Source organism: Allolucifera butyrica (genome assembly GCF_900476375.1).
Classification (GTDB): Bacteria; Bacillota; Negativicutes; order Sporomusales; family UPPP01; genus Lucifera; species Lucifera butyrica.
In genome coordinates this window covers 1-21,102 of sequence record NZ_UPPP01000054.1, presented here as the reverse complement: position 1 = coordinate 21,102, position 21,102 = coordinate 1, and the positions used below count along the sequence as shown (strand labels likewise).

Annotated in this window: 23 protein-coding genes; 5 read left to right on the top strand and 18 right to left on the bottom strand. The window is 46.3% G+C overall.

The features are described from left to right. Positions 1–516 precede the first annotated feature (516 nt). Positions 517–1,269: a 3-oxoacyl-[acyl-carrier-protein] reductase gene (gene fabG / locus LUCIF_RS02105; RefSeq protein ID WP_122626223.1), complete on the top strand. Its 753-nt coding sequence runs from the start codon at positions 517–519 to the stop codon at positions 1,267–1,269. A 631-nt stretch (positions 1,270–1,900) separates the two neighbouring features. Here fabG and LUCIF_RS02100 read toward each other — a convergent pair. After that, the gene (locus LUCIF_RS02100) at positions 1,901–2,455 is read right to left on the bottom strand and encodes a hypothetical protein (RefSeq protein ID WP_165865851.1); all 555 of its coding nucleotides are present in this window, start codon (positions 2,453–2,455) and stop codon (positions 1,901–1,903) included. A gap of 190 nt (positions 2,456–2,645) precedes the next feature. Between LUCIF_RS02100 and LUCIF_RS02095 the strand changes: the two genes are divergently transcribed. Further along, entirely contained in the window at positions 2,646–2,960 is a 315-nt protein-coding gene (locus tag LUCIF_RS02095) for a hypothetical protein (protein WP_306438781.1), read from the top strand. Positions 2,961–2,970: 10 nt separating this feature from the next. Here LUCIF_RS02095 and LUCIF_RS02090 read toward each other — a convergent pair whose 3' ends face one another. The 5 genes from LUCIF_RS02090 to LUCIF_RS02070 form a co-directional block, all read right to left on the bottom strand. Beyond that, positions 2,971–3,462: a (2Fe-2S)-binding protein gene (locus tag LUCIF_RS02090; RefSeq protein ID WP_122626220.1), complete on the bottom strand. Its 492-nt coding sequence runs from the start codon at positions 3,460–3,462 to the stop codon at positions 2,971–2,973. Positions 3,463–3,473: 11 nt separating this feature from the next. Further along, entirely contained in the window at positions 3,474–4,298 is an 825-nt protein-coding gene (locus LUCIF_RS02085) for an FAD binding domain-containing protein (protein ID WP_122626219.1), read from the bottom strand. Continuing rightward, positions 4,295–6,613, bottom strand: coding sequence for a xanthine dehydrogenase family protein molybdopterin-binding subunit (locus LUCIF_RS02080; protein WP_243638653.1), 2,319 nt, complete (start codon positions 6,611–6,613; stop codon positions 4,295–4,297). The genes LUCIF_RS02085 and LUCIF_RS02080 overlap by 4 nt, the downstream gene beginning before the upstream one ends. A gap of 207 nt (positions 6,614–6,820) precedes the next feature. Continuing rightward, the gene (locus LUCIF_RS02075) at positions 6,821–7,645 is read right to left on the bottom strand and encodes an LPP20 family lipoprotein (protein ID WP_122626217.1); all 825 of its coding nucleotides are present in this window, start codon (positions 7,643–7,645) and stop codon (positions 6,821–6,823) included. 36 nt (positions 7,646–7,681) lie between these two features. Continuing rightward, positions 7,682–8,551, bottom strand: a complete 870-nt coding sequence (locus LUCIF_RS02070) for a tetratricopeptide repeat protein (RefSeq protein ID WP_165865850.1) — start codon at positions 8,549–8,551, stop codon at positions 7,682–7,684. Between the two features lie 253 nt (positions 8,552–8,804). Here LUCIF_RS02070 and LUCIF_RS02065 point away from each other — a divergent pair, with 253 nt between their 5' ends. Continuing rightward, positions 8,805–9,413: a hypothetical protein gene (locus LUCIF_RS02065; protein ID WP_122626215.1), complete on the top strand. Its 609-nt coding sequence runs from the start codon at positions 8,805–8,807 to the stop codon at positions 9,411–9,413. Positions 9,414–9,600: 187 nt separating this feature from the next. Here LUCIF_RS02065 and LUCIF_RS02060 read toward each other — a convergent pair whose 3' ends face one another. The 12 genes from LUCIF_RS02060 to LUCIF_RS02010 all read right to left on the bottom strand — a co-directional run bounded on the left by LUCIF_RS02060 (position 9,601) and on the right by LUCIF_RS02010 (position 18,909). Continuing rightward, positions 9,601–9,885 carry a hypothetical protein gene (locus tag LUCIF_RS02060; protein WP_122626214.1) on the bottom strand — a complete coding sequence of 95 codons (285 nt, stop codon included), beginning with the start codon at positions 9,883–9,885 and terminating at the stop codon, positions 9,601–9,603. 113 nt (positions 9,886–9,998) lie between these two features. Further along, positions 9,999–11,966: a methyl-accepting chemotaxis protein gene (locus LUCIF_RS02055; protein ID WP_122626213.1), complete on the bottom strand. Its 1,968-nt coding sequence runs from the start codon at positions 11,964–11,966 to the stop codon at positions 9,999–10,001. 40 nt (positions 11,967–12,006) lie between these two features. Next, positions 12,007–12,387: a RidA family protein gene (locus LUCIF_RS02050; RefSeq protein WP_122626212.1), complete on the bottom strand. Its 381-nt coding sequence runs from the start codon at positions 12,385–12,387 to the stop codon at positions 12,007–12,009. A gap of 14 nt (positions 12,388–12,401) precedes the next feature. Continuing rightward, positions 12,402–13,568 carry a MalY/PatB family protein gene (locus LUCIF_RS02045; protein WP_122626211.1) on the bottom strand — a complete coding sequence of 389 codons (1,167 nt, stop codon included), beginning with the start codon at positions 13,566–13,568 and terminating at the stop codon, positions 12,402–12,404. A gap of 37 nt (positions 13,569–13,605) precedes the next feature. After that, positions 13,606–14,199, bottom strand: a complete 594-nt coding sequence (locus LUCIF_RS02040; RefSeq protein ID WP_122626210.1) for a DUF1847 domain-containing protein — start codon at positions 14,197–14,199, stop codon at positions 13,606–13,608. Positions 14,200–14,214: 15 nt separating this feature from the next. Then, the gene (dcuC, locus tag LUCIF_RS02035; protein ID WP_122626209.1) at positions 14,215–15,573 is read right to left on the bottom strand and encodes a C4-dicarboxylate transporter DcuC; all 1,359 of its coding nucleotides are present in this window, start codon (positions 15,571–15,573) and stop codon (positions 14,215–14,217) included. Positions 15,574–15,820: 247 nt separating this feature from the next. Further along, entirely contained in the window at positions 15,821–16,552 is a 732-nt protein-coding gene (locus tag LUCIF_RS02030; protein ID WP_122626208.1) for a FadR/GntR family transcriptional regulator, read from the bottom strand. A gap of 378 nt (positions 16,553–16,930) precedes the next feature. Further along, a complete protein-coding gene (locus LUCIF_RS25785) occupies positions 16,931–17,137 on the bottom strand; it encodes a hypothetical protein (protein WP_126720564.1) in 207 nt (68 codons plus the stop codon). Between the two features lie 98 nt (positions 17,138–17,235). Next, positions 17,236–17,394: an aspartyl-phosphate phosphatase Spo0E family protein gene (locus LUCIF_RS02025; protein ID WP_122626207.1), complete on the bottom strand. Its 159-nt coding sequence runs from the start codon at positions 17,392–17,394 to the stop codon at positions 17,236–17,238. 101 nt (positions 17,395–17,495) lie between these two features. Beyond that, complete coding sequence (gene nrdD, locus LUCIF_RS02020; RefSeq protein WP_122626206.1) at positions 17,496–17,804, bottom strand: anaerobic ribonucleoside-triphosphate reductase; 309 nt, start codon at positions 17,802–17,804, stop codon at positions 17,496–17,498. Positions 17,805–17,944: 140 nt separating this feature from the next. Next, positions 17,945–18,166 (bottom strand): hypothetical protein, encoded by a 222-nt coding sequence (locus LUCIF_RS02015; RefSeq protein WP_122626205.1) that lies wholly within the window; start codon positions 18,164–18,166, stop codon positions 17,945–17,947. 143 nt (positions 18,167–18,309) lie between these two features. Continuing rightward, positions 18,310–18,909, bottom strand: a complete 600-nt coding sequence (locus LUCIF_RS02010) for a DedA family protein (protein WP_122626204.1) — start codon at positions 18,907–18,909, stop codon at positions 18,310–18,312. A gap of 468 nt (positions 18,910–19,377) precedes the next feature. On the opposite strand from LUCIF_RS02010, the gene LUCIF_RS02005 reads away from it, so the two are divergent. Both LUCIF_RS02005 and LUCIF_RS02000 read left to right on the top strand, forming a co-directional pair. Further along, positions 19,378–20,703: a YjgB family protein gene (locus LUCIF_RS02005; RefSeq protein WP_122626203.1), complete on the top strand. Its 1,326-nt coding sequence runs from the start codon at positions 19,378–19,380 to the stop codon at positions 20,701–20,703. Positions 20,704–20,805: 102 nt separating this feature from the next. Continuing rightward, on the top strand, positions 20,806–21,102 hold a 297-nt coding region (locus tag LUCIF_RS02000), incomplete at its 3' end, for a hypothetical protein (protein WP_207856847.1).

Genomic DNA, 21,102 nt, shown 5'->3' with positions numbered 1-21,102 from the left:
ATATTATTATTCTCCGCAACCTTTACTATATATTATGATTGTCGAGGCCGCCGGCTATTTACTCATTCTTTAACAGACATTTTCATATTAATCATTTCTAGAATTCGAGGCACTTCTTTTTGAGATTGATAGTAAACTCCGTAGCACTCTCCTTGATAACCATCCTGCGTTTTACTCCTACACAAATACGGTTTCTTGGGAGTTGTTTTCAAATTCTTAATAAAGAGCATTTCCGTATCTATCGATTTCTTAGTTCCGATAATGTCAAATAAAACGCAAGCATAAAACCGCCGTGCGGCCTTTCGTCCATCCGCGCAGGACTAGGACTCAATAGTTTAGGAAAAATGTACCAGAGAATCATTTTAAATGTCCACTCAGGCATGCCGTTAACGGTTGCCATACTTTCAAAAAAGGATTATGTTTCTCACCTAATTTGACTGAAGACTCAGGGGTGTGGTAACATTTGGATAATATCATACTGAAGAATTGACAACCAAACTTATAAGGAGAAAAATTATGGCTGTTTTAGGATTGAAAGATAAAATTGCCCTAATTACCGGCAGTACTCGCGGATTAGGCAGAACGATAGCTGAAAAGCTTGCCGAAGAAAAAGCAAAAGTGATTATTACCGGCACCAATGAAGAAAAAGCGAAAGCGGTTGCGGAATCGATTGCGAAGATTTATGAAATTGAAACGGATGGCTTTAAAATCGATGTTACCGCCGAGAGTTCCGTGAAAGAAGTCGTGAATTCCATTGTCAAAAAATTTGGTAGAATTGACATTCTTGTAAACAATGCAGGGATTACGAAAGACGCCCGACTTATGATGATGAAGGCGGAAGATTGGGAAGCCGTATTAAAAACGAATTTAACCGGCGCATTTCATTGTACGAAATTAATTTCTAAGCGGATGCTGCAGCAGAATTCCGGCAGGATCATAAATATAACTAGTGTGGTAGGGCTCATGGGAAATATTGGACAAGCAAATTATTCGGCATCTAAAGCGGGGCTAATTGGGTTAACTAAAACAACCGCCAAGGAATTGGCGGAACGGGGTATTACCGTCAATGCAATTGCTCCTGGCTATATCCTGTCAGACATGACGGAAGCACTTTCTGACGACATATCAAAAAAAATGTTGTCTCTGATACCAATGGGATTCTACGGCAACCCGGAAGACGTTGCCAATGCAGTCCTGTTTTTGGTATCCGATAAGGCAAGATATATTACGGGTCAGGTTCTTAATGTAGACGGCGGCATGATCATGTAGTATTCTTGCCCCTCATGTATCAAATCAGGCTAATATTTTTAGATTAAATAATACAAAAGCAGTTGTCTTTTCATGCTTCAATGTAATGACCGCTAATCATATTAGCGGTCATTACTATATCAAAATATAACCTTAATTTTCGCTTCTGCCTGTCGCGCTTTAGAGGAATTTGCTAATGTTAATAGAGCCCTGCTTAAAAAGATGCAGATACTAGGCACTGCGAGCATTCACCTAAGGCGTACGTTGAATGAAAACGCTTGGCCGCAACAACGTGAGTCCCACATTTCACAATGATTGTCGAATGACAGAGGGCCGCGAAAAGTGGAATAAGTAAGAAAATCCCTTCACAAAAGTGAAGGGCATGAATAGAGGACTGTGAAATCTAGCTGACAAAATAGCGGGAGGGGGAAATAAATTTCGCTATTTTACCAAGCAGTTATATTTGGTGCGACTGATTTCAAAAAATGGTCCTCACCGAAATGAGGACAAAAATAATTTGGTAGTACATTGAATAGTTTACTACTCAATCATTAGAAATCGATTTGTTTTTTACACATTTTTGTTAGTTTTTATTATATCTTGTCACATTTCGTATAAAAATTTATAAAAAGAACTGAACGGCAGCCACAATTTATTGTTCACCCGTATCGGTTGGCAGCGCACTCTCACCGAGACCCATACGCAGAGCCTGATATTCCGCATCATCTCCTTTGTAAAGCATTCCGACGACTTTTAGCGGCGAGGCGCCGATGCCTTGCAATTTTACCGCCATCATGCCGGCGCTCTTTTTTCCATCAAAGAAATTGATCCCCTCACATTCAACCATAGCGTTTACGGTTCCATTTTCCTTTTCCCGAACGAAAGTAAGTTTGAGAGGGCGCGGATTCTTCTCCCCCTCAATAAAAAGCTCCCCTTTCCCTTCATAGATGCCAAGAGCGGCGTTAGACCCGCGGAAATCGATACGGATCACAGCCTTCTCTGACTTCTTCGCCAGAGAAGCCGATGGTTTCTCAACGTCCAGAATGCCGACCCATTGTCCCCGCAGGCTTGTCGCTGTTTCCGGCAGATACATATGAGCCAGATTGCCCAGTTGGTCCCACGATGCCCAGGCAAAGACCCCAAGTAGACCGATTAGTATAGTCATGGATTGTACCATGCGGCGGAAGCCGGTTTTCATATTTAGCACGACCTTTCGAAATATAAATTCATTATTTACTTTGCGGCTATAAATTGGGAGAAATATTGCCGCGATAAGTTCAGGGTGAGAAATGTGGGTTCTATGGAAATTATTTCTTTTAAAAGAGTACGCTAATTTTGTGACAAATGAATGACAATGAGAAAAACCGCTGACGCGGTTTTTCGGTAATTGGTAAAAGATAATAGGTAATCCACAAAAGGTATTTATGTATTTAATGGCGCTGGCCACAATTTCCATCATTATCAACTGGGCGATTATTTTAATCGTGCAATTGAAGTTTCACCGGCAAAAAGAACGGGAAAATAAGCAGATTTTATTTAAAATGCCGCTGTATCCGTTTACCTCCAACATCAGTCTGGCTTTTTTGGCGGCCGTTGTCGGTATTATGAGCCTGATGCCGGATCTGCGCTTCTCCCTGTACATTACGCCGGCCTGGCTAATATGCCTTTATATCGGCTACAAGGTGAAACCGGCGGTCAAAAATAAGGTTTAATATAGATTCCTCAGGACGGCAGCGAGGGCATTTCCTCGCTGTTTTGAATAATTGACCGGACGGCCCTTTCAATTTCTTCATAGCTGGTACAGCGGCAAAGGTTGGACTGCAGCCAGTCGACCAGCACTTCATTGGAGGCATTGGGATGAATCCGGGATAGGGCATGACACACCATGAGAAACCCCGAAGTGCAATAACCACATTGAAACCCCCATTGCTCCAAAAAGGCTTTCTGGGCAGGCGCATCCTTCAGTCCTTCCACGGTCACAATATCCCGGCCGGTCATTTCGACCGCCAGCGCCAGACAGGATTTTTGCGGCCAGCCGTCGACCAGAACCGTACAAGCTCCGCAGTCGCCATTTTCGCAGCCCGGTTTTGCTCCGGTCAGGCCGAGCTGGGTTCTTAGCACAAAAAGCAGCGTGTCCGAAGGGTTGGCCACAACCCTTCGTTTCTCGCCGTTTACAGTCAGCTCAATCAAGCCTTTCGTCAGCATCTGAAACATCGTCCCACCTCCTAAAAAGTAGCCAACACATCCAGCAGGGTATTTTTCAGGACAAATTGCCGATAGCCTGCTGTACCTTCGACATCGTCCAAAACCGGCGCGGGAATATGCTGCAGGGCGTTGGTTACTTTTTGTTCCGGAGGACCCTCGCTATTCAGTTCATTTTCCATCGCAAGAGAGCGGAAAGGAAACGAGCACAGCCCGGAAACGGCGATTTGCAGGCGGTTGTTTTCGGTTTTTAACACCGCAATGGCAACGAGCGGATAATTGATCCGGTCCAGCCGGGTCTTTTTAACGCCCTTGTGGGGCAGGTTAAGATAGGTTTCGTCAGTGGTCACCTGAACCAAAAATTCCCCTGCCGCCAATTGCAGTTGTTCCCGGAAGGCTTCCATGAGCGGAACGGTTCGGGTGCCCCCGCTGCCGGTAATGATCACGCTGCTGTCACTTGCCAGGAGGGATAAAACCGCTTCCCGGTAGATAAAGCTGCCGCAGAGATTGCCGCCCAGGGTGATCTTTCCCCGGGACGTATGGTCCGCCACCCGGCCGGCCGATTCGGTCAGCAGGGGAAATAAATTGGTTTCCGCCAGCCGGGTCAGGGATACCCCGGCACCCATTATCAGCCGGCCATTTTGTTTATCCAGGACATTACACTCAGGAATTCCTTTGATATCCACAACCGCACCGGTACTCAGCTTGCCCAGCCGGCCCAGAGTAATAATTTCCGTTCCCCCGGAATAATACACCGGCTGTTTTCCTTGGGACATAAGGGTTTGAAAGATCTCGACCGCTTCCGGCACCGATTCCGGTTTGTAGTACTCGAAATCATACTGAATCATTGACTGCCTCCTATTTTCGCTTTCCAGATGGCTTCCGGCGTTAGCGGCAACCGGTCAAGGTCTGTTCCGGCAGCCGCCGACAGGGCGTTTGCCAATGCTGCCGGCATGCCAATCAGACCGTGCTCACCCACCCCGCGCTGACCATAGGGAGCGTCAAGCTGCGGGGTCTCGACCAGTTCAATCAGATATTCCGGCTGCTCGCCAAACCGGATTAGCTTATAGGTGCGCAGTTGGGGATTGAGCACCCTTGCATCCTGGTCAAAGACCAGTTCTTCCCGGCTGGCCAGACTCAGGCCCATACACATGCCGCTTCGCAGCACACAGCGGACATTCTTAGGGTTGATCGCCTTCCCCACATCAATCACGGTAGCGGCCCGGAGGATTTTATAGGTAAAATCCCGGCTGTCGAGTTCCACTTCCACCGCCTGGCAGCCGACCGTCCAGCCCGGTCCCGGTTTTCCGTAACCTGTACTAGGGTCCAGCGTGCTCAGCCGGGTCATGATATAGCTGCCGCGCCCCATGATCTGTCCGCCCATGGCGTTCCCGTTAGGATACCGGAAGCCATGGGCGATATCTTTGAATTCAACGTAGAATCCGGGGTCATAATTCAGGTGCACCCGGCTGTTGCCGACGGCAAGGTCTTCCGGCGGACACCTTAGTGCAATGGCGCCGACGCTTTTTAGTTCCCTAATCAGCTCATTAGCCGCTTCCAAAACCGCCCGGCCCGCCATATAAGTGCTCTTGCTGGCCACCGTTTTCCAGTGTTCCGGGCAGACTTCCGTATTTACTTCCATAGCCACATGAATTTTGTCGATATCCATATTCAGCTTTTCGGCGGCAATCTGGGCCAGCGCCGTTTTTGTCCCTTGCCCCAGTTCGACCACGCCGCAGTTGAGATTAATGCTGCCGTCCCGGTTCATCGACAGGATGGCGCCGGAAATGGCATTCACGGGACTGCTCGAAGTCTTCCAGAAACAGCCCAATCCCTTGGCTCTGATCAAATTTTTGCCCACCCGGGTTACCTGGCCTTCTTCCCAGCGAATTAATCCTTTTAATTTTTGGATACATGCGGTCACGTTGCCCAGATTGCTGGCATAAAGCTTTTCCCGGGTCGGCGAAGAATCGCCCGGGGCAATGGCATTGAGCAGGCGCAGCTCCAAGGGATCCATTTCTAAAGCCGCTGCCAGCTTGTCCATCATTCTTTCGACGGCAAAGGTCAGTTCTCCGTGCCCAAATCCCCGGTATGCCGTGACATAGGGATGATTCGTATAGACGGCTACGGCGTCGCACTGAACATTTAGGACTTTATACGGACCGGTGCAGGCTCCGGCGATCGCCTTGGCCATGGTAGGGGAACTGTCCGTATAGGCCCCGCAGTCGAGAAAATAGATCATTTCGGCGGCCATAATCTTGCCGGCCTTGGTTGCACCCAGCTTTATAATGGCCTCTACCCCGATATGTCCCGGCGCGCTTATAATATCTTCTTCCCGGGTGTTGGTGACTTTCACCGGCCGTCCGCCGGCGGCCCGGGAGCCTAAATAGGCCAGCAGCTCGGCCTGGACCGTGGTCTTGGCGCCAAAAGAACCGCCAACCAGGCCGGTTTTTACGATAATTTTCCCCATATCCAGTGAAAACAGGGTGCTCATCAGGTGCTTCACGGCAAAAGGCCCTTGCGTTGCCGAGTGAACAATGATCCGGCCATCCTGTAAAATTTCCACGATGGCCGAGCGGGTTTCCATGGCCGCATGGTCGGATTGCGGCAACACAACCTGTCCTTCTACGATCACCTCACTCTTTGCCCAGCCCTGTTCCATATTCCCTTTGCGGATTTTCACGCGGTGCGCTATATTGGAACCGGGTTCCGGGTATACTTCCGGCACAACATGGCTGTAGAAACCTAAATTTTCGTGAATCAACGGAGTATCCGGCTTTAGCGCCGCGGCCAACGAGTTCACCACCGTCAGCGGCCGGTATTCAACTTTGATGCGTAAGGCTGCCTGAATGGCCTCTAGTTCGCTGTAGGCCACTACCAAAGCGACCGGTTCACCATAATACCGCACTTTCCCCGCGGCAAGAACCGGCCGGTCGCCTAAAATCTGGCCATAAAGCCCTGTAAAATATTCCCCCGTTAATACGGCCTGCACTCCCGGTGCTTTCGCCGCGTCCCCAGTGTCGATGCTGATAATTTCGGCATGGGCATAGGGACTGGTCACTATTTTTGAATATAAAAGATTCGGCGCCGTATAATCCGCATTATATTTCGCATTTCCCGTGATTTTATCATTGGATTCAATTCGCGAAATGTCTTTTCCCACTACGTTCAATACGCGACCCTCCATAGGTATCCAGACTTGACTTTAGTTTTTTCCTCCAAGATCAAAGCTATACCCCTGCCGGGTAATTTTTGCAAAATTGGTTCCGCACAGCAAAGCCAGGAAAAACCGTGAAAAGAATAAAAAAACGGAAGAGAGGCCTCAGCCTCTCTCCCTTACAGTAATCCCGCCACTTGTTTTTGTTATACCTTACTGCTCAAATACAACCGCTGTCCTGGCTAAAAAGTTGTTCCCGGCATTCGCCGCCAGGATCCGGTCGGCGTCTTCCCGGCTGATTATCACGTCGCTGTTAAAATGTTTCAGTCCAATCGCCTTAACGACGATAGGCGACGCACCGGCTCTGGTTGTACCTGCTTCCAGGCTGCGCATCATATCCGGGGTGGCTGCGTAATCGACCATACCATGGGAAACGACAAAATCCGGATCAATATACTTGTCACCATAAATAATCCGTCCGGCATCGTCATAGATCCGCGGCGACATAACCCGCTCCAGCCCCAGTCCCCGGGCGTCAACGACTACCCCCGTATAAGCCGGCAGCCGGGCCGGCTTATAATCTGTTGAAGGCTGCGGCAACGGTTCTGGTTTATCCTGCCGGCCTGCGTAAATCGCCTGGGCGACACTGTCACTGCCAAATAAGTTTACTTCCAGGACCACTTTGTATGAACCGTCGGACAACGGCTGCTCGCTGACGATCCTGGCACCGTGGATCAGTGCAGAAATTTTGGTTTTGACCGTATCATCGGTCACGGCAAAATTCTGGACCGTAGTGTCCGCCTTCACCCGCACACTGCCGATGGCTTCCGCCAGATTGCGGTAGGCATCAACGATTGCCGCCCGTCGGGCCATCAGACTTGCCTGTGCCTGGGAATCCGCCGTAGCCGGAGACACACCCATACCACTGGCCTGGACGACTCCCTGGTCCCACTGGACGGCGCCTTCGGCGGCAACTACCGTTTTCATTCCCGTTATCATCAGGACCATAATCAATAACAAGCTCCACCATTTAGTCATTCTTTTTCACGCTCCGTTTATAATGTGAGTTCCGGGTTACCATCGTTCCAGGAAACGGATACGGCGTCTGGCCTGTTCCACATTGAGCCGCTCCCGGTCCGGCGCATACCGGATAAATGACCGGTAGGACTCTATGGCTTCCCGGTTGCGTCCCATATGCTCGTAGGCCCGTCCTTCCAGCAAATAGGCACGCACGAGGCCGGGATTAATCTCCAGGGCCGTATTGTAGTCATCCAGAGCCGGACGGAATCTGCCCATAAGGGCATATACACGCCCCCGGTTTACATAGGCATATCCATACTGGGGATTGATCGCTATAGCCCGGTTATAAGCTTCAAGCGCCTGTTCATAGTCCCGGCGGATTGCATGCCGGTTGCCCCTTTCAAACCAGACGCGGGCCTGAAACAGGTTATCGTTATAGGCAATACGGTCCCGGATCTGCTGACGCTCCTGATCATTCCGGGCCGCCTGAAGCTGCTTCTTCAAGTCGGCGATTTGCTGCTGGCTTTGATCATATTCGGCCTGCAGCCGCTGATAATCCTCCAGATTGGATTTTTCCTTGACCTCTTTAGCCATAGTCTCAATATTATCGGTTGACACTTCCGCCTTGATTTTTACCCAGAAATTAATCCCGTCACCTACGACGGTTCTTCTTTTATCCAGCACCGTCACCTGCATAATGCCCGACGCCAGCGTTTTGACTTCGTCATCGGTCAGTTGGAAATTTTTCACTGCCGAATAGCTTTGGATATACGTACCTGCTTGCTCGATGGCCGTCCTTTTGGCCTCCAGCAGCGCTCTTTCTTCAGCTACCGTCGGGGTTTCCCCGTCGCCCATGTTGTAGGAACCTTCCGCAATAATTTCTTTTATTTCCGCAGCAGCAGGGGCGGGAAATGTTGATAGCATAGCAAAGATACCGGCAGCAAAAAACAGTACAGTCAATAATGTACATCGTCTAATAATTGTAACCCCCCCGAATCATTTTGGTGCAACCATTCGCTGACAAATTTCAACATTCGTCCCCTTTATTCCTGTAGGACTACAATCCCATTTTTCTTCTTTTTATCACTGCTGGGCTAAGACAGGAAAATCTTACAGTAACATAATATCTTGCCATTCATATAATGTAGTGAGAAGCTTAGAAAAGGAGGTGTCTATCTTGCCTATTTTTTCCGAACTCCGGAATAGGAGGCTTATCAGAGAACTTTGCTGCGAACTGAATAAGGATGTGTTATTGTTTGGATTTGACGGTTTTGTGTATTTCGGTAATTTGCAATCTGTTGAGGAGTCTCGCTTGGCTATTCTTACACCGGCCGCAGAAGCCGAATCCAATGAGGTAGAAATCCTGACTCCCGGCGGAGAGGTCATCCATGTGGATTTTACGCGGGTCGACCTATGGCAATTAGTCGGGAAGGGAACGGGGATCGTCAGCGATCCTATCCAATCAGGAGGATTTACATCCTCCCGTCCAGACGGCAAAAAGACCAAAAAGACTCGCCATGAAAGCCCCTGTTTAATCCGTCAGTTGCGACGCATGATTGGTGATGAGATCACTCTGACAACGCTGGGTGGGTTCCTGTTTGAAGGAACACTGGCTGAAGTTCCCGATGAATTAGCCATTTTGAGAATCCAGGATATATTTGTTCCCGGCTCCAGTTCCTCCCTGTCCAATTCAAGCGTTAGATCGGCAGTAATCAATCTCAGAGCCATCACTTCCGTTTCCAGCATAAGCTGCTGTTCCGACTCCGAATCTTCACCTCTATGTTAAATACACTCGAACCGCAATTTTCTTGCTGACAGTCCTTTTCCGCCCTAACAGACGAACCGCCTTGTCATAAGCTGCGGTTAAGTGGCAGCGGTTAACCGAAAACTCGTTCTTTCCGGTTTAAATATAAAAGGAAACGGTTCCGATAATCGGAATCGTTTCCTTTTATATTTAAAGCAAGAAAAATCGGCTATGTATTCGATTTTTGGTTGACTACCGTTGCTGCCGCCCCGGCGGTCGCGGCGGCTCCGTCACCAGGCTTAACAACTGTTTCCTTTATTGTTTGCAGCTCACTATCAATCTTCTGCAAAAGCATGTTCCGCTCAACCGTTTCCAGCTTCGTAGCAACTTCCTTTAATTCAGAGTTCGACTTCTGCTGTAATTGCTGTTCGAAACCCTGTATCTGCTGGTCGACAGCCTGCGTTACCTGATTCTGTTTAGTGCCCGCAGATGCTTCCTGATTACTATCCGGCATCAGGCATCCCTCCTGGGAATAGTATCTTTACAAAGCCGATTATTTTATGCGGCCGTCAAAAAAATTTTTTAAATTATGATTTTCCGGCCGGCTTTCTGTTGTAGTGCTTTTTGCTAAACCTGAAATTGACCCACTGTTTCCCGAAGGTCCATTGCCAGTTTTGCCAGAGCTTGACCGGACGCCGCGATCTCTTCCATAGAGGCGGATTGTTCCTCTGTTGCCGCCGAAACTGTCTGGGTCTCTCCCGATGCCTTTTTACTAAGTTCGTCAATCCGTTTTGCCGAATCAACAATCCGCTCGCTGCCGGCAGCCATCTGCTCAATAGCAGCGGAGATTTTGTTAACCTGTCCGGATACTTCTTGGATCAAAACCGTAATCTCCCGGAACCCTTGTCCGGAAATAGTTACGACTTCCGTCCCCAGCTCAACTTCCCGCATTCCGTTATTCATTGCGGCAACCGCTTTACCGGTATCCCCCTGAATTTCCCGGATTAAATCCGCAATCTGTTTGGCCGCCTCCTGGGACTGTTCCGCCAATTTCCGCACTTCTTCCGCCACAACCGCGAAACCCCGGCCCTGTTCTCCGGCCCGGGCCGCTTCAATTGCAGCATTCAGAGCCAATAAATTAGTCTGTCCGGCTATACCGGCAATCGTATCTACAATCTGGCCGATCTCGTTTGACCGCTCTCCAAGCTGAGCTACTACCGCAGCCGAAGCCGTTACCGTCTGCTGTATGCTGTTCATTTGACCTACCGCTTTATCTATCGACTGATTTCCTTCACCGGCCTTATCCGCTGCCTGTGCCGATTGTTTAGCCACCCCATTGGCATTGGCGGCAATTTGCCGGATATTGGCCGACATCTGCTCTATTACGGCGGTAGTATTGTTGACGGCAGCCACTTGTTCTTCCATGCCCTGCGCCACCTCTGTAATGGAACCCGCCACCTGTCCCGCAGCCTGGGCCGACTGCCCCGCACTGGCGGTAAGTTGCTCCGTGGCAGCAAAAACCTGGTCCGACGAAGACATAATATTGCGGATAATATTCTTTAAATCTTCCCGCATCTTATCGAGGGATACAGCCAATTTAGCAACCTCCGACACACCCCGGGCCCGAACGGGTTGCGTTAAATTACCCCGGGAGATTTCCGCCGCGCTCCGTACTAGTTCATTAAGCGGCTTAGCCATTCCCTTCGCTACAAAAATTGCGGTTCCCGCCGCAATAAGCACAACAAAGAAGACCCATACCGCCATCACCAGCAAACTGTGAATAATTTGACTGGTAATTTCAATTTTGGGCAGGTAGGTAATAACACCCCAGTTATAACTTTTTACAGGCGCAAATGCGATCAAGGATTCCACTCCCGTGGATGATACGGCTTCCATACTCCCCGCCTGACCGGCCATAACATTTTGCGCATACTTCGCCTGTCCAATGTTTTCCTGCTTGGTTACCTTATCTTGATTTACACTGGCCAATAAGGTTCCCTGCTCATCCACTACATCTACATAGCCCGATTTACCAACCGCAGTACGGGAGGCAATCTCACCAATTGTTTTTAAACTTACATCTCCGGCCAAAACGCCGACAATCGTCCCTTTGGCATCCTTAATCGGCGTGGAAATGGTAATTGTCGGTGCATTTGTCAATTGCGAGATATAGGAGTTGGTAAGAAAAGTATTGCCGCGTATGGCCTTTTTAAAATAATCTTTCGCCGCTTTATTATTTAGTGCTGAATTGGTTGTTTTTGCAATCTGCATACCCGCTGCATTCATTACGTAAATTGTCTCAAATTCGGGATTCTTTTTCCCGGCAGTTATAATCATTTCCCGAATTTTGGCCGCATCCATGGAATATGCGGTAGGTGACAGCGCTAGTACCTCTAACAATATTTTGTCGCCATTCATAAATTGTTCAATTGCATGAGCGGTCTGATTCGCTATGGCCTGGTCATTCCTGGCGACCTCTTCCTTTATGTTGACAACATTCATATAGGAGCTGACGCCGCCAATCACAATTGCCGCAAAAAGTGAAAATATAACCAGCAGTAAAATCAACCGGTTCTGCAACGTGTTTCTTTCCATATTTCAACGCCCCCAATTCTGGAAATAATAGTATGTAAAGCTATTGACAAACGGCGATGACTTCAATCTCCACTAAAGCGTCTTTCGGCAAACGGGCGACTTCAACGCAGGACCGGGCCGGAAACTCCCGGGAAAAGTATTCGGCATATACATTATTTACCGCAGCAAAGTCATTCATGTCTTTGATAAATACCGTCGTCTTGACGACGTCATCCAGAGTGGCTCCAGCTTGCCGTAAAATCGCTTTTACATTTTCCAAGGATTGTCGCGTTTGCGCCGCAATCCCCCCTGCGGCAAATTCTCCGGTAGCAGGAACTACCGGCAGTTGCCCTGACACAAAGAGCAAGCCGTTGGCCTGAATTGCTTGCGAGTAAGGGCCGATGGCCTGTGGTGCTTTCGCCGTATTTATAACTTGTTTCATAGTATCAAGCTCCTTTATAAATTATTAATTGCTGTTTCGATTCTTGCTAAGGCTTCTGCCAGCCGGGACCGGGGACACGCAATATTCATCCGCATAAAGCCGGCTCCGCCGGGTCCAAAGGTTGAACCTTCATTCATGGCTACTTTCGCCTTTTCCAGGAAAAAGCTTTGCAGCTCTTGCGGTGCCATATTCAGCGCCTTGCAGTTCAGCCAGATAAGATAGGTCGCTTGCGTTTTACCTACTTTGATTTTAGGAATTCTGGCCGAAAGAGAATTCTCCAGATAGCTAAGATTTCCTTCTAAATACTCCAATAATTGATCTGCATAGTAATCACATTGGTTATAGGAAACTTCCACCGGCAATGTGCCAAAGACGGTTCTGCCGTAGGCTTTATTATCTTCCAGCGGCGCATAAAAAAGATCGTGCTTATTCCGGTTGGGAACAATTACGGCCCCGGTTCTTACGCCGGCAATATTAAAGGTTTTGCTCGGATTCACGCAAACCACGCAGTTGTCGGCGGCCTGCCGGGAAAGGCTGCCAAAAGGAATATGTTTATAGCCTTTATAAACAATGTCGGAGTGAATTTCATCGGCTACAACAAATACATTATGTTTCAAACAAAGTTCGGAAATTCTCGTTAATTCTTCCCTGGTAAAACATTTTCCCACCGGATTATGCGGATTGCATAATAAAAACATGGTGGTTCTTTTTTGGCTAAGCAGTTTCTCCAAATCTTCAAAATCTACTTCATAGCTGCCATCTGCTTTTAAAATAAGGTTATTTCCCAGAATATGCCGGCCATTGTTGGGAATGATATCATGAAAAGGATGGTAAGCCGGCATTTGAATCACGATGTTGTCTCCTGGATTCGTAAAAGCCCGCATTGCATATACAATAGCCGGTATGACTGCCGGCGTATATTCCACCCAGTCAAGGTCAACGTCCCAGCCAAATCTTTTTTTCTGCCAGTTAACAACAGACTGCTCAAAGGCTTTACAATTCACCGGATAACCGTAAATACCATGTTCCGCTCTTTTAACCATTGCGTCAATAACCGGCTGGGGACATTTGAAGTCCGTATCGGCAATCCACATCGGCAGCACATCTTCAGTATAGGTATCCCACTTTTTACATTCCGTTCCTCTACGATTGACAAGTTCGTCAAAATCATGCTTCATCATTGCGACCTCCTCCATTTTATAAATTACACAAGGATGCTTACACTTGATCACTGGGATGAATCCCTAACTTCTTACGCCAGTAGCGGGAGTATACTGCCCCTAACGGATTATGGGCGAGTACCCGGTCCTTGGCAACCAAACAAGATACAGGAACCGTGCAGGCGCCGGTAAACAAAGCGTCATGTCCCACACACAAACCGACGGTCACACAGAATTCAACCTCCTGGGCCATAAGGATTTTAGCTTGCATTAAGGGATTGCACATCGTCTCCCGCACCCCTTCTTTTACTTGCTCCAATTCCAGATTATCCTTGGCAATCCCGCAGACCTTGCAGCAGACCGAATCGACTGTTAAAAATTTAGCAAAATATTCTTCAATTAATTTGACTTCCTGGCTAAGACCAATGCAAAAGGCTATGCCAATTTTCCGGTATCCCATCAATTTGCAAAATTCAACCGTCTCCTCCAGGCGGGTAAGATTGTTATAAAAACGGCCTTCCGTACAGGCAGCCGCTTTCATAATCTTGAGACGCCCGTCCACATAGGCTTCCTTGACCTCGGCAAGATCCATCCGGGTGCAGTTTTGGCCTTCTAAGTAACACTTTTTGTGAGTACATTTTGCACATTTCAAAACAAACCATCTCCTCTATGATTTTGCTAATATAAACGCTACATTTACGAGGGCAGCTACCCCCATAGGAATTGCCGTCCGTTTTACCACCTGAACCGGTGATACACCGGCTACCCCGGCAATCGCGACAATGGCTGCGGTAATTGGCGACACAACGCGACCGAAGCTGGTCATAATTTGCATGGGCAGTAACAGAGTAACAACCTCAATGTTTAATGCTGATGCGATTTTAGGTGCAAGGGCCGCGAAAGAAAAGAAGGCGGCATTGCCTGACCCCATCAAAAAAGCGCAGCAGGCAATTACGATACAAAAAAGAATAATTAAAGCTTTGATGCCCAGCCCCAGATTTTGTACACCCGCAGTCATAACATCGACCGCACCGATCTTCATTAATCCGGCGGCAAATACTTCACCGGCCACGATCAAGCTGACAACCGTCGCAAAACTATTTCCCATACCTTCATATAAATATTTTAAACTTTGTAAAGTGGAGCGAAAGTCCTTTGTCCTTATATATTCAAACATCATACTGATAAAAGTGCTTAAAAACATTGCCGTAACAACGTCCATCCGGATTTTGCTTTTGAAAATGGGACTAAAACCCAGAATAAAGATCATTGGGATAATCGGAAGAATAGCATAGATCAAAGGGGGACGGCTTTCATCTTCTTTAATCAGTTCAACAGAATTATCATAGCCGGTAAAGCCTTCCTTTTTATCCCACCATTTTTGTACCAAATAGTGCACACCGCCAAGGATCAATGTGGTTGTGGCAAAAATCGGCAATTGATATTCAACAAAAAATACAGCCGGATTTATATTGCAGATATGGGCTGCCAGAATTTCATTGCCCGAACCAGGACCAACATCCATATATTGTGCACACCCAATTACGCCAAGAGCGGATAACTTGCTAACGCCCGCCCTTATGAGAACCGGATACATTGTAACCATAAGCAGTAAGGCCAATCCGGCATGACTAGGGATAAATAATACTAAAATCTGGCTCACAAAAAAACTAAGCACCAGAAGCAAATAGGGTGATTTAATCCGTTTGACCGGAGAGGCCACCACAGCAAACAACGCTTTACTGGCTCCGATATATTCCATATATTTGGCAAAACCGGCAATTGACATAATCGTCAGGCCCAGACCGGCAACACGGGAACTTAGCAATACCTCAATTGTATGAAAAATATCCAGTAATGCGGAACCGGAAGATTCTTTAGCGGGCAGGACCGGATTCGTGCCCAAAAAATAGGTAGCAAGAAGCAAAATGATACCGGCAGTCAAAAGAACAGCTTGCGGATAGTATTTTTTTACAATCATGTAAATAACCCAGGCAACTACTAACATCGTAATAAAAATCCCCATGGTATCCCTCCGTTGAAATTTTTAATGTGACAATTTTAAATGCTGCCCATCATATTAGAACCGCTTCACTCATCTATGTTCAATTGGCTTTTGAATTTCACCAAATTGTTTTAATCAATCTTTCGGTTTCTGGTATACCAGTATACCAAAAGTGGCATGCTGGTATACCAGGTGCAATACATTTCTTCCTTATGAAATGAGTTAAAATAGCTGGATTTTTAACTATCCAGCAACATGGCAAATTATATTACTCAGCATGCATCATGTTTTGAATGGCAAGCTTAGCATTGTTTAAATGTTCTTGCATAACAGCAACTGCTGCCTGGGCATCTTTGGCAATAATATGCTGTAAAATAAGCTGGTGATACCGTAAAGAGGTTGGGTGTCTGCTAAAATCGCTTAATGACTTTTGCCGCGAATAAGTCAGCAAATCGGATAAGAATTCATTGACCTCGCTTATAATTTCGTTGTGAGCAGCCGCAATAATCGCCGTGTGAAATTTGGTTGACACTTCACAAACCGGTTTCCCGTTAGAAATTAAAAATTCCATTTCCAGCAAGGCCTGCTGTATGGCTTCAATATCCGCTTCCGTCCTCCGCTGTGCAGCGAATCGGACAGCCTGAAGTTCAAAAGCCTCCCGCGCTTCAAACAAGTTCATCAGTTGATCTGCCGGGTCGGTCATAAGAAAATCAAGGGTATGCAAAATACGTTTCAGTTCAATTTTTTTTACAAATACTCCCTGGCCGCGTATGTACTGAATAGCGCCCAAAAATTCCAAAACTTTTAGCGCTTCTCTTACCGGCACACGGCTGACAGCAAACATCTCCGCCAATTCCCTCTCTGAGGGCAGTTTATCCCCCTCTTTTAAATGACCCTCGCGCATAAGCTGCTGAATGCGGCTTACAATTTGCGCATAAAGAGCGTCAGACGAATCTTCAGCAAATTTATTTAACGGTTTTTCGACAAAAAAATTATTCATCCGTACACCCCCTTATGCCGTCGTCAGCAAACAAGCCTGCTCAGCCTCAATATCTTAGTATTTTCGTCAGCCCATCAGTCGGAATACCGGTATACTAAGAAAAACACGAAGCGTTTTACAACAGAAGGAAATCATGGGACTTTTCGGATATTAACATATAATTCTTTAGTGAAACTAAACCCGAAAAGTTATAATTTCTGAATCTGCAAGAAAGTAGTCAGGATTCTTTTACCGTTTCCCACTGAGTATAATTATAAAAATCAGAGAAAACTTTGTCAAATATTTAATACTTGGATAAAAACGGAGACTCTATTTTTCCAAGACAATAAGTAAAAGACGCCCAACCGGGCGCCTTTGTTTGGAAATTCAGTCCTGCATCTACATATCAGGATCGTCGTACATATCCATCCCACCACAACGGGGACACACCGGATGAAAACGATGCTCGTACTCGCAGCCGCACCGCTGACATACTTTAACTACGTTATAGCAGCATGTTTCGTATACGCGATATTTCTCGATCATTTCTCCTACACATCTTCTGTGACATTTCGGCATGCACGGCTTATAACAGCCATATCCCATTACGCTAACCTCCTTATCTGTATTTGTTATATCTTATGCATATTACAAATGTTATGTTAATTCTTATGAATGCGGAATAAAAAAAAGAGCCTCACGGCTCACATCATTTTTAATTCATTATACTCTTTCATCTTATTCCTGAATTCTTGACTGACCCGCATTGCATCGGGTGAATTAATCCCTTTTTTGCTAACAATTTCGTGAAGTTTTTCTTGCAACTGTTCTATTTCCCGCCACAATTTTTTCCGGTCGTGCATAAATCCCCTGCTTTCTAGCAGCCTTTTCGTTTATTATTTCATTAGAACAGCCGGTTGCATAAAAAAAGACTCGAAAACTACTCTATTCCCGCTGCTTTTACTTATTCAGCATATTCCCGTATTGCCCGCCGGCTTGCACTCATATGCTTGTACCTATCATGCAGCTCAGCTTTCTTGGCATCGTTGAAGTTATTCATGTTGCTCAAATAACCGGTGATACGCCGAACTCTCGATATTGGTGATTTTTCGAAGGTCTTGATAACAACTTCATTACCGTCTAACGTTAGCATCACCCGGTTCAGTACTTTCCCTTCACTCCGCCAGCGGCCAATCTCTTCCGCAGCATAATATCTTATTTCTTCTTGGGATAACCCTCCCGCAGATTCAACCAGTACATCATCCATCATCATGATTAAGATCATCCTCCATTTTGCAATCTATTTTATTAATTTCTTTATGAAAAGTTAAATTCCTTCCCCGAATGCACAATATATGGTATATATTTTCACCAAACATCACAACATATCGTTTCAGAACAACCTAAAGGGTCTTACATTTTGCGGTAATAAGACCAAATGCAATGGATCCCTCTCACCGTACTGCCGCACTGGCAACGGCCGCCACACATTCTGGTGCAGAACATTTCCGTCCCATCCGCCGCTTCTGTATTGGCGCTGCCAGAAGTTTGGACCCTCTTTCGACGCCAAAATTCCGAATTCATTTCTTTTTCATCTTTCGTCCCCAAGCGGCAAAACCAATCCCAGATCTTCATGGCCCGCCCCCCTTTCCGGCAATGGCTTATAACCCGTATGCCTCTTCCTAAAATTGATTGTACTACATCACATAAAAAAGGTCGGTAGCCACGGATACTGAATAACCATAAGACCAGCCTTACATAACTTTCTATTATAAAATTTATATTCTATTTTTACCTCGTTCGGGAAGGTATTCCTTAAACACATAAATGAATATCAGTAAGCCACTTCCAATAGCAACCCACTTAAACCACGGGTTATTTATCATCCGATGCCATTCACTGCCCAGTACAGCCCCTATACTTAAAAAAGCTGTTAGCCAGAAAACGGCGTGTATCATGTCGTAAATAAGAAATTTAACTATGGAAATACCGCTGATGCCGGCTATGTATGGGGTAATATTACCTACTGTCGGCAGGAAACGCCCACCGATAACATAAGCCGGAGTCGATTTCCGCAAAAGTTCCTGCGCCTTGTCAATCCGTTCCGGAGTTAATTTAATATATCTACCCCATTTCTCTATAAAGGGTTCTCCAATTTTACATCCTATCATAAAGGCGGAGATTGAACCCAGCAAGTAGCCCAGCAAAGATACGGACCAGGCTATAATAATATTAAACTGCCCCTGCTTTGACAAGAATCCTGCCAGAGCTACCAACACGCTGCCCGGAAATGGCAATCCGATTGCTTCTAAAAAAACGCCTGCAAACAATCCTGGCAATCCCAGGCTGCTCAAAATTTCAAGAACCCTTTCAGACAAAATGCTCCCTCCCTAGCGTACATGAACTGGACACTTTAGTTTCCCACAGGGTAAAATATCGTATGCAAAAAGCAGTGCGCTTTTTGCAGGCTCGCCCCATAAAAAATGCCCTTTACAAAGATAAAGGGCATCTTAAAAGAAGATTGGGATACTAAAGGAAAGTCTATTAACGGATTAGCAAATTGAGCAGCTACTTGAGCTTGAGGAAAAACTATTGTTGTCGAAGCAGCAGAAAAATAGCAGCAGAATAATTATTATAATAATTATGCCACCACCGCGACCAAATCCATCGAAGCCCATATGAATTCCTCCTTTTTAAATAATAACCCCTATATATCTTATGTTAAATGAAAAACTTCGGTACCTATTGCAAAATAAAACTAAATAGATTAACAGACCATTCTCTAATAAATAGTTAGCCTTGGATAAATACTATAAATACAAACATTGAACCGAGGTGTTTTTAATTTGAAGTATAAAAGATTGTACTTTGTACTATCATTACTACTTATCCCGGTAATCACCGCCGGTTGCCCGGGCAAAACCACTCCCGCTCCTTCCGGTGATGGACAAACTCCCGCGGGGTCGCTTTATGGTCCTGTCTTACCTGCAGGCTATGTGATTCTAGACCGGCAAACCGGTGATGTTACGGGCGATAAAAAGCCCAAAGACATTTTTTTGCTTGGCAGGAAACCTGGCATGGATAGCAATTTTGCCGACGATATAAGTATCTTAGTTCAAGATAAAACAACCCGGAATGTACTTACGGTGAAGTTACCTAATGTTGGAGGGTACAACAGCAAACTTTTTTTGGGTGATTTTACCGGTGACAAAATTGCCGACGTATTCGTTACCATTCCGAGCGGCGGTAGCGGCGGTTATGTTGAGCACCGAATCGTAACATTTGTTGGCGAACCTAGAGTAATTTTTGGCGAAAGCGAAAACAAAGGTATCGTGGCAACCGGCCGTTTCCTAGACGGGTTTCGCGCCGAGCTCACAGAGGCTTCAACGAAACGCAAAGCAATTATAGATTTAAGCAACAAAAAGGACATGTATATTAAGGCAAACATTTATAATACCGGCGGAAAGCTGCTACGCCAGCAGCAGCTTTCCGTCAGCCCGCTGGAAGAGCTTGATTCTATCGAGGTAACCCCCGGCGGCACATACGAACTTAAAGGCGTGCAACGGGTGACAGGAATATATAATGCCGATACGGTTGCCCATATCTATTCAATCTGGGAATACAGGAATCAAAAATGGACCACCCAGCAAATCGAGGTCTCGTCGGTGCTTTTAGGCTATGGGGAAAACCAACAGGATGCCCCCATAGCACTCCTTTTAAACAGTACGGAATTAGCCCGGGAAGGAAAAGTTATCAATTGTGAATTTCCGGCTAATACTACAACAATCCAAGATGTTGAAGAAAAATGGGGGAAACCGGATAAAACGAATTGGATACCGGCGGCAAAAGGGACTTACGCCACCTATTCAAAACATAATGTAGTTTTTGGCTATAATAAAGGCTCGCAAATTTTTGAAGTAATATCATTAGACAGCCGATTGAAAAATATATCCCTTTCTATGGTAAAAGAAACTTTGGGAAGTCCTAACTATAATGCAAAATCTAACGGCCAGGAAACCCTCGGTTATACTGCCGGACGAGACTATAAACTATTGCTGTTTTTTTCGCAGCCTGCCAATGGCAGTGCGGCTCCTTCGCTGAAACAGTATTCCGTTCTATATCCGCAAGGTACCGTCAACTTAATGGCGGATGATCCCGGACGAGAATGGTAACCCCCTTCGCCTGGCAGGGCCGTGGATAGAAAACCCCCTAAATGGCAAAAGTATGGAGTGAAAATAACCTTACTATGCTACAAACCCTTGAAGGAGACAACTATGTTATTTACCGTTTCAGGTGTGTCGGTTGATGTTAACATACAAAAAATACTAACCTCCGTTCGGATTAACGAATGGCTGGATGAAGACCTGTTTCACTTCAAGTGGTGGATTCTACTGGGTTTGCTTACATTCTTTATACTTGTCTGGTGGAAACTGCTCGATAAAAAAAGATTACCCGAAATCATGTTATATGCCGTACTGACTTTAATTTTAGCCATGGGCATCGTTGAGTATGGCGGGGAACTGACTTTATGGGATTATCCTAATGATATTTCTCCGATATTTCCGGTGTTA

Excerpts from the sequence above, each read along its gene's own strand:
- fabG (WP_122626223.1), top strand. The coding sequence starts at position 517 with ATGGCTGTTTTAGGATTGAAAGATAAAATTGCCCTAATTACCGGCAGT.
- LUCIF_RS02090 (WP_122626220.1), bottom strand. The coding sequence starts at position 3,462 with ATGTTTCAGATGCTGACGAAAGGCTTGATTGAGCTGACTGTAAACGGC.
- LUCIF_RS02085 (WP_122626219.1), bottom strand. The coding sequence starts at position 4,298 with ATGATTCAGTATGATTTCGAGTACTACAAACCGGAATCGGTGCCGGAA.
- LUCIF_RS02075 (WP_122626217.1), bottom strand. The coding sequence starts at position 7,645 with ATGACTAAATGGTGGAGCTTGTTATTGATTATGGTCCTGATGATAACG.
- LUCIF_RS02070 (WP_165865850.1), bottom strand. The coding sequence starts at position 8,551 with ATGCTATCAACATTTCCCGCCCCTGCTGCTGCGGAAATAAAAGAAATT.
- LUCIF_RS02060 (WP_122626214.1), bottom strand. The coding sequence starts at position 9,885 with ATGCCGGATAGTAATCAGGAAGCATCTGCGGGCACTAAACAGAATCAG.
- LUCIF_RS02055 (WP_122626213.1), bottom strand. The coding sequence starts at position 11,966 with ATGGAAAGAAACACGTTGCAGAACCGGTTGATTTTACTGCTGGTTATA.
- LUCIF_RS02050 (WP_122626212.1), bottom strand. The coding sequence starts at position 12,387 with ATGAAACAAGTTATAAATACGGCGAAAGCACCACAGGCCATCGGCCCT.
- LUCIF_RS02045 (WP_122626211.1), bottom strand. The coding sequence starts at position 13,568 with ATGATGAAGCATGATTTTGACGAACTTGTCAATCGTAGAGGAACGGAA.
- dcuC (WP_122626209.1), bottom strand. The coding sequence starts at position 15,573 with ATGGGGATTTTTATTACGATGTTAGTAGTTGCCTGGGTTATTTACATG.
- LUCIF_RS02030 (WP_122626208.1), bottom strand. The coding sequence starts at position 16,552 with ATGAATAATTTTTTTGTCGAAAAACCGTTAAATAAATTTGCTGAAGAT.
- LUCIF_RS25785 (WP_126720564.1), bottom strand. The coding sequence starts at position 17,137 with ATGGGATATGGCTGTTATAAGCCGTGCATGCCGAAATGTCACAGAAGA.
- LUCIF_RS02025 (WP_122626207.1), bottom strand. The coding sequence starts at position 17,394 with ATGCACGACCGGAAAAAATTGTGGCGGGAAATAGAACAGTTGCAAGAA.
- nrdD (WP_122626206.1), bottom strand. The coding sequence starts at position 17,804 with ATGATGATGGATGATGTACTGGTTGAATCTGCGGGAGGGTTATCCCAA.
- LUCIF_RS02015 (WP_122626205.1), bottom strand. The coding sequence starts at position 18,166 with ATGAAGATCTGGGATTGGTTTTGCCGCTTGGGGACGAAAGATGAAAAA.